Source organism: Streptomyces sp. S6 (assembly GCF_054880855.1).
This window is the reverse complement of the sequence record NZ_JBTYMC010000010.1, coordinates 45,605-52,861: the sequence shown is the minus strand read 5'-3', so window position 1 is coordinate 52,861 and position 7,257 is coordinate 45,605. Positions and strand designations below refer to the sequence as shown.

Here is a 7,257-nt window from a genome sequence, read left to right as displayed (position 1 = left end):
CCGCCACCCCGCCCCCCGCCGCCGCGCCCCCGATGCCGGCCACGCCCCCGCCCGGCGCCGGCAAGATCAACCTCGACAAGGGCCGCGTCAGCCTCCAGAAGAACCAGACCGTGTCCCTGGTCAAGGGCGGCCGGCCGCTGCTCTCCCAAGTCAAGATGGGCCTCGGCTGGGAGCCGGCCTACCGGGGCCGCGACATCGACCTCGACGCCTCCGTCATCGCCTACGGGGCCCAGCGCAACCACATCGACAGCTGCTACTTCGGCAAGCTGTCGATCCTCAACGGCGCGATCAAGCACTCCGGGGACAACCTCACCGGCGAGGGCGGCGGTGACGACGAGGTCATCGTCGTCGACCTCGGTCGCATCCCCCAGGACGTCTCCGGCCTCGTCTTCACCGTCAACTCCTTCTCCGGCCAGAAGTTCACCGAGGTCGCCAAGGCGTACTGCCGCCTCATCGACGCCGCCAGCGGCGAGGAACTGGTCCGCTTCGACCTGACCGGCGCGGAGGCGCAGACGGGGGTGATGATGGCTAAATTGATCAAGCAGTTCTCCGGGGAGTGGGAGATGACCGCGATGGGCGAGTTCGTGAAGGCACGGACGGTTCGGAACATGGTGAAGCCGGCGAGTCAGGCGCTGTAGCGGACGGGCGGAGCGGCTCCTGCGGGGCGGGCGGGCCGGGGCGGGGAGCTCGGGGTGCCGCCCGCCGGACCCCACCTTGCCGTGGCAGAAGCGGCTCGGCGCGGATGGCGTCCCGGGACAGGGGGCGGCTCCGGCCGGACGGCCCTGCTGGAGGTCGCACACCATGTGACGGCCGTGCCGTTTCCCCTGTTGGCCTTCGCCGCCGAGCGGGGAGGGGCGGTTGGAGCCGCTGCGCGCGGGAGAGCCGTCTCGGGGCCGGAGCACCTCAGGAGACCGGGGGCACGTGTCGGCAGGTGCCTCATGGGCGAGGGCCGTATGGCGGTCGGTGTCTCACCCGCGGAGCCTCACCGGCGTTGGGAGCGGAACGCCGTCCCTCATCCGTGTCGGGCGGGCGCCGTCTCCGTCCGCAGGCCGGCCGTCCCGCCCCGCAGCAACGGGAGGGAGGTCGCCAGCCATACGGCCGCGAGTGCCACCAACACCGGCTGATAGTCGACCAGTTCGACCAGTGCCGCCCCCGCCCCGAGCCCGATCACGTTCGGCGCGAACACGAGCGTGTTCGCCGTGGCGACCGTCCGCCCCAGCAACTCGTCCGGCGTCTCCCGCTGCACGGCCGTCAACGCCGCGATCAGCACGCAGGGCAGGCCGGCGCCGATCAGCGCGCTGGACACGAGCGCGACGGCGTCGTACGGAAGAGCCCGCAGGGCCACCGCGACGGCCGTCACCCCGATGCCCCACGCCGCGAACCGCCGCTCCCCGAGCCGGCGCAGCAGCCGCCCCGACAAGAGCCCGACCGTCACGGACCCGGCGCCCTGTACGGCGTACAGCGCCCCGGCGAACGCGGGGGAGTGCCCGAGGCCGTCGATCACCGCGTAGAGCAGCGCCCCGTTCACGCCCGCGCACAGCATGGTGACGCCTCCGGCGAGGACGAGGGGCCGCAGTCGGGGGTGGGCCCAGAGGTGGCGGGCGCCGGCGAGGGCGGGAGAGAGGAGCCGTCGAAGCCGCTGCGAACGCCCCGGCGTGGCCCTTTCAACACCCTCGTCCTCCACGGCTTCCCCTTCGGACAGCCCTTCCACGGCCCGCCCCGCAGCAGGGAGCCGCCCGGCACCAGGCCGCGCCGACACCGCCGGCCGCCCCTGCACCTGTCCCGCGTGCTCCGGCTGGCCGCTCGCGAGGTGTTCCGGTGTGGCGTCTCCTGGCTCTCCGGTTTCGGTGTGTTCCGACGTCGCAGCCTCTGGTCGTCCGGTCCTGGGGTGTTCCGGTGTGGCGTCTCCCGGCTGTCCGGTTCCGGGATACTCCGGCGCAGCCCCTGGCCGTCCGGCGCCGAGGCGTTCCGGCGCGGCTTCCTCGCGCACTGCCCGCCTCGCGCCTCCGGCTGGCTCAGCCTGCGGCTGTTCTGTTCCTGGCGTCGCGTCCTTCTCCGTTGCCCGCCTCGCGCCTCCGGCTGGCTCAGCCTGCGGCTGCTCTGTTCCCGGTGCCGCGTCCCTCTCCGCTGTTCGGCCCGCGCCCCCGGCCCGCTCAGCCTCCGGCTGCCCCGTTCCCGGTGCCGCGTCCCTCTCCGTCGTTCGCCTCGCGCCCCCCGCCCGCTCGTCCTCCGGTCGGCCTGTCGCCGATGCCTCACTCGCCCCCGTCCCCCGCACCCGCAGCCCCGCGTAGACCCCCGCCGCCAGCACGAACGTCCCCGCGTCCAGCAGTACCACCGCAGGTCCGCCGTACAGCGTGTACAGCCCGGCGCCGGCCAGTGGTGAGACCAGTTTCATGCCCTCGGTGATCGCCATGCGCAGGCCGTTGAAGTCGGGGAGGAGGTGGGCCGGGAGGGTGGTGGCGACGAGGGCGGCTTCGGCGGCGTCGTTGACGACGCCGGTCGCGCCGTAGAGGAAGAGGACCGTGAGGACGAGCCAGACGAGGCCGGGGGAGTCGACGGGGAGGAGGACGGGGAGGAGAGCGGCGAGGAAGAGGCTGGAGGTGATGAGGAGGGGTTTGCGGGGGAAACGGTCGGCGAGGGCGCCGAGGAGAGGGCCCGCGAGGGTCGGCAGCCACATCGCGAGCATGCAGAGCGCGGCGAGCCCGTCGGAGCCGGTGAGGTCCTTGACCCAGACGCCGGAGACGAGCCAGAGCGCGGAGGTCCCGAACCCGGAGATCACGACGCCGGTGAGGTAGAGGGCCGCGTCACGGTCGCGCAGGACGGCCCAGGTGCTTGTCGTCATGCCTGGTCATCGTGGGTCTAAGGGGGTGGGTACGACATCGGGTGAAAGCCTTAGGTATGACGCCGGGGACAGCGCCGCGTCTGAGTACCCCGCGAAATCCCGGCAGATCCCCCCGATCCCCGGACGCCCCACCGCCCTCGCCCGTACCCTCCGACCCATGCCCCTGAGCCTCACCGTCCTCGGCACCGCCTCCCCCTACCCCGGGCCGGATCGCCCCTGTTCGGGCTACCTGCTGCGCGGCGGCGGCGCGGAGGTGTGGATCGACGCGGGACCCGGAACGTTCGCGGAGTTGCAGCGGCACACGGACCCCAGGAAGCTGACGGCGATCTGGCTGTCGCACCTGCACGCCGACCACAGCGCCGACCTCCTCTCGGCGGTGTACGCGTTCGCGTTCGGCGGCATGACCCCGGCCGCCCCCATCCCCGTGTACGCGCCCCGCGACTGCGCCCTGCGCGTGGCCGGCTTCCTCGGCAAGGCGGACGTCCGCTTCCTCAGCGGGATCCTCGACTTCCGGCCCCTGTACGACGGCCTCCTCGTCCGGCACTGGAACCTCCGCCTCGCCGCCCGCGCGGTCCGGCACGACACGGAGGCGTACGGGCTGCGCGCGGAGTGCCAGGGCAGCGTCCTCGCGTACTCGGGGGACACGGCGCCGTGCGACGCGCTCACCGAACTCGCCTCAGGGGCCGACGTGTTGCTGTGCGAGGCGGACCTGGACCGGCATCGCGAAGGCGAACAGGCGCACATGACACCGGAGGACGCGGGGGAGGCGGCGCGCAAGGCGGGTGTACGGGAGCTGGTCGTCACGCACGTCGGACCGGGCCTGACCAGGCAGACGGCGACGGGCCGCGCGGCGCTGGCCTTCGACGGGCCGACCCGGATGGCACGGGAGGGCGACACGCTCCGCTTCTGAACCCCCCCGACTCCCTTGTGCCAGAAGCATTGACGAACCACTCGCCCCCTTCCTACCTTCGACGCGTCGTACTTCGTACGTCATATATGAGACGCGATGTGCGAGATCCGCTCAGTCGAGATCCGAGAGGCGTACATGACCTCTGTGCCCACGCCGATCCCCTCCCGGACGCAGTACGTCCTGGAAGAGATCAAACGCCGCATCCTCACCGGCCGTCTGACGCCGGGTCAGGCACTGGTGGAGGCCGAACTCGCCGCACATTTCGGGGTGTCGAAGACCCCGGTGCGCGAGGCGCTCAAGACCCTGGCCGGCACCGGACTCGTCGTGATGAGCCAGTACAAGGGCGTCACGGTACGGATGGTGGACGCGGACATGGCGCGCGAGGTCTACGACGTACGGCTCCTGCTGGAACCGGAGGCGCTGCGCCGGACGGTGAGCCGGGGCGCCTCCCTCGACGCCGCCCGCGAGGCGCTGACCCGCGCCGACGAGGCCGGCGACACGGCCGAACGCTCCCTCGCCAACCGGGAGTTCCACCGCGCCCTGTACCTGCCGTGCGGCAACCCGCTGCTCGGCCGGATGCTCGACGAGGTCCGTGACCAGGCCGCACTGGTCTCCGCCGTGGCGTGGGCGTCGTCGCCGTCCTGGGAGCGGGAGGCGGGCGAGCACCGGCGGATACTGCGGCTCGCCCTGGCCGGCGACGCGGACGGCGCGGCCCGCGCGCTGCACGCCCACATCGGGTCGTTCGTCGAACGCGCCTTTCCGCAAAGGGAGTCGGACCAGGAAGCGGCGGACGACGGGGGCCGGGCATGAGCGACGTGGCGTTCGAGACCCAGCGCGCGGCCCTGGCCGATGTCGTCGCCGTCCCCGTGACGCCGTTCGCCGAGGACGGCACCCTCGACGGAACCGTCTACCGCGCCTTGCTGCGCCGCCTCCTCGACGGCGGTATCACCACACTCACCCCCAACGGGAACACCGGGGAGTTCTACACGCTCACACCCGAAGAGCGGCGCACGGTAACGGAGTTGACCCTCGACGAGGCCGCCGGCCGCGCCTCGGTGCTCGTCGGCGTCGGCCACGACATCCCGTCGGCCGTCGACGCCGCCCGCCACGCACGGTCGTCCGGCGCCCGGATGGTGATGGTCCATCAGCCGGTGCACCCGTACGTCTCCCAGGACGGCTGGGTCGACTACCACCGTGAAATCGCCGCATCCGTACCGGAGTTGGGTGTCGTCCCGTACATCCGCGACGCGCGGTTGCACGGGGAGCGGCTCGCGCGGCTCGCGGACGACTGCCCGAACGTGATCGGCGTCAAGTACGCCGTCCCGGACGCGGCCCGCTTCGCGGCGTTCGCCCGGGACGCGGGTCTGGAGAGGTTCGCGTGGGTCGCGGGGCTCGCGGAGCCGTACGCGCCCTCGTACTTCTCGGCCGGGGCGACCGGGTTCACCTCGGGGCTCGTGAACGTCGCCCCGGCCGTCTCGCTGAACATGATCGAGGCGCTGCGGTCCGGGGACCACCCGGCCGCGATGAAGGTCTGGGAGCAGATCCGGCGCTTCGAGGAACTGCGCGCCGCGAACGGCTCCGCGAACAACGTCACTGTCGTCAAGGAGGCCCTGGCCTCGCTCGGCCTGTGCCGCCGGGAGGTGCGCCCGCCGAGCCGGACGCTGCCCGAGGACGAGCGCGCCGAGGTCGCCGCCATAGCCGCCGGGTGGTCCCTGTGAACGCACCTCGCAAGACACCGGAAGAGCTGAGAAGCCATCAGTGGTACGGCACCGAGGGCCAGTTACGCACCTGGTCGCACAACGCCCGTATGCACCAGCTCGGTTACGAGTCGCAGGAGTACCGGGGCCGCCCGGTGATCGCCGTCCTCAACACCTGGTCGGACATCAACCCCTGCCACGTCCACCTGCGGGAGCGGGCCGAGGCCGTCAAGCGGGGGGTGTGGCAGGCGGGCGGCTTCCCGCTCGAATTCCCGGTCTCCACCCTCTCGGAGACCTACCAGAAGCCGACCCCGATGCTCTACCGCAACCTCCTCGCCATGGAGACGGAGGAACTGCTGCGGTCCTACCCGGTCGACGCGGCCGTCCTGCTCGGCGGCTGCGACAAGTCGACACCCGCCCTCCTCATGGGCGCCACCTCAGCTGACATACCGTCACTCTTCGTCCCCGCGGGCCCGATGCTGCCCGGACACTGGCGCGGCGAGACCCTCGGGTCCGGCACCGACATGTGGAAATACTGGGACGAGCACCGCGCCGGAAACCTGACGGACTGTGAATTACGGGAATTACAAGGCGGGTTGGCGCGCAGCCCGGGTCACTGCATGACCATGGGGACGGCGTCCACGATGACCGCCGCCGCCGAGGTCCTCGGCATGACGCTGCCGGGCGCCTCCTCGATCCCCGCCGTCGACTCGGCGCACGAGCGGATGGCCGCCGCCTCCGGACGCCGGGCCGTGGAGCTGGCCTGGACGGGCCTCAAGCCCTCGGAGATCGTCACCCGCGAGGCGTTCGAGGACGCCGTCACCACGGTCCTCGGGCTCGGCGGCTCCACCAACGCCGTCATCCACCTCATCGCGATGGCGGGCCGCGCGGGCGTGCGGCTCACGCTGGACGACTTCGACCGCATCGCCCGCACCGTCCCCGTCCTCGCCAACGTCCGTCCCGGCGGCCGGACTTACCTGATGGAGGACTTCTACTTCGCGGGCGGCCTCCCCGCCTTCCTCTCCCGGATCACCGACCTGCTCCACCTGGACAGGCCCACGGTCAACGGCACTCTGGGCAGCCAGCTCGAAGGCGCCGTCGTCCACGACGACGACGTCATCCGCACCCGCGACAACCCGGTCGCCGCCGAGGGCGGAGTCGCCGTCCTGCGCGGCAACCTCTGCCCGGACGGCGCGGTCATCAAGCACATCGCCGCCGAACAGCACCTGTTGAAGCACACCGGCCGCGCGGTCGTCTTCGACGACTACAAGACCATGCAACGCACCATCGACGACCCGGAGTTGGCCATCACCCCGGACAGCGTCCTGGTGCTGCGCGGCTCCGGGCCCAAGGGCGGCCCCGGCATGCCCGAGTACGGCATGCTGCCGATCCCCGACCGCCTGCTCAAGCAGGGCGTCCGCGACATGGTCCGCATCTCCGACGCCCGCATGAGCGGCACGAGTTACGGCGCCTGCGTCCTGCACATCGCGCCCGAGTCGTACGTCGGCGGCCCCCTCGCACTGGTCCGCACCGGCGACACCATCACCCTGGACGTCGCCGCCCGCACCCTCCGACTCGACGTGGACGACGACGAGTTGGCGCTCCGCCGAGCCGACTGGACGCCGCCGCCCACCCGTTACGAGCGCGGCTACGGCGCCCTCTACAACGAGCAGATCACGCAGGCCGACACCGGCTGCGACTTCGAGTTCCTCGCGCGCCCCGGCAAGGTCCAGGACCCGTACGCCGGCTGAACCACCCCGCACGGCACGAACGGGCGGCCGTCCGCCCCGGGGGGAATGCGCTGACCG

At 72.1% G+C, this 7,257-nt stretch carries 5 protein-coding genes and 2 pseudogenes; 5 read left to right on the top strand and 2 right to left on the bottom strand.

All coding sequences use genetic code 11. The features are described from left to right. Positions 1-638: TerD family protein (locus ACVNF4_RS02905; protein WP_461801037.1), on the top strand; the 638-nt coding region annotated here is incomplete at its 5' end. Between the two features lie 374 nt (positions 639-1,012). Here the strand turns inward: ACVNF4_RS02905 and ACVNF4_RS02900 are convergent. Then, positions 1,013-1,606, bottom strand: a pseudogene (locus ACVNF4_RS02900) (MFS transporter); the annotation flags it as partial. Between the two features lie 597 nt (positions 1,607-2,203). Then, positions 2,204-2,842 (bottom strand): annotated as a pseudogene (locus tag ACVNF4_RS02895) (MFS transporter); the annotation flags it as partial. A 157-nt stretch (positions 2,843-2,999) separates the two neighbouring features. Between ACVNF4_RS02895 and ACVNF4_RS02890 the strand changes: the two are divergent. The 4 genes from ACVNF4_RS02890 (at position 3,000) to araD (ending at position 7,200) form a co-directional block, all read left to right on the top strand. Further along, positions 3,000-3,752 (top strand): MBL fold metallo-hydrolase, encoded by a 753-nt coding sequence (locus ACVNF4_RS02890; protein ID WP_461801036.1) that lies wholly within the window; start codon positions 3,000-3,002, stop codon positions 3,750-3,752. A gap of 135 nt (positions 3,753-3,887) precedes the next feature. Continuing rightward, a complete protein-coding gene (locus tag ACVNF4_RS02885; protein ID WP_461801035.1) occupies positions 3,888-4,562 on the top strand; it encodes a GntR family transcriptional regulator in 675 nt (224 codons plus the stop codon). Next, on the top strand, positions 4,559-5,470 hold the full coding sequence (locus ACVNF4_RS02880; protein ID WP_461801034.1) for a dihydrodipicolinate synthase family protein: 912 nt from the start codon (positions 4,559-4,561) through the stop codon (positions 5,468-5,470). The genes ACVNF4_RS02885 and ACVNF4_RS02880 overlap by 4 nt, the downstream gene beginning before the upstream one ends. Further along, positions 5,467-7,200 carry an L-arabinonate dehydratase gene (araD, locus tag ACVNF4_RS02875; RefSeq protein WP_461801033.1) on the top strand — a complete coding sequence of 578 codons (1,734 nt, stop codon included), beginning with the start codon at positions 5,467-5,469 and terminating at the stop codon, positions 7,198-7,200. The genes ACVNF4_RS02880 and araD overlap by 4 nt, the downstream gene beginning before the upstream one ends. Positions 7,201-7,257 lie beyond the last annotated feature (57 nt).

Bases quoted from the DNA above. Each gene is read 5' to 3' on its own strand.
- ACVNF4_RS02890 (WP_461801036.1), top strand. From the start codon at position 3,000: ATGCCCCTGAGCCTCACCGTCCTCGGCACCGCCTCCCCCTACCCCGGG.
- ACVNF4_RS02885 (WP_461801035.1), top strand. From the start codon at position 3,888: ATGACCTCTGTGCCCACGCCGATCCCCTCCCGGACGCAGTACGTCCTG.
- ACVNF4_RS02880 (WP_461801034.1), top strand. From the start codon at position 4,559: ATGAGCGACGTGGCGTTCGAGACCCAGCGCGCGGCCCTGGCCGATGTC.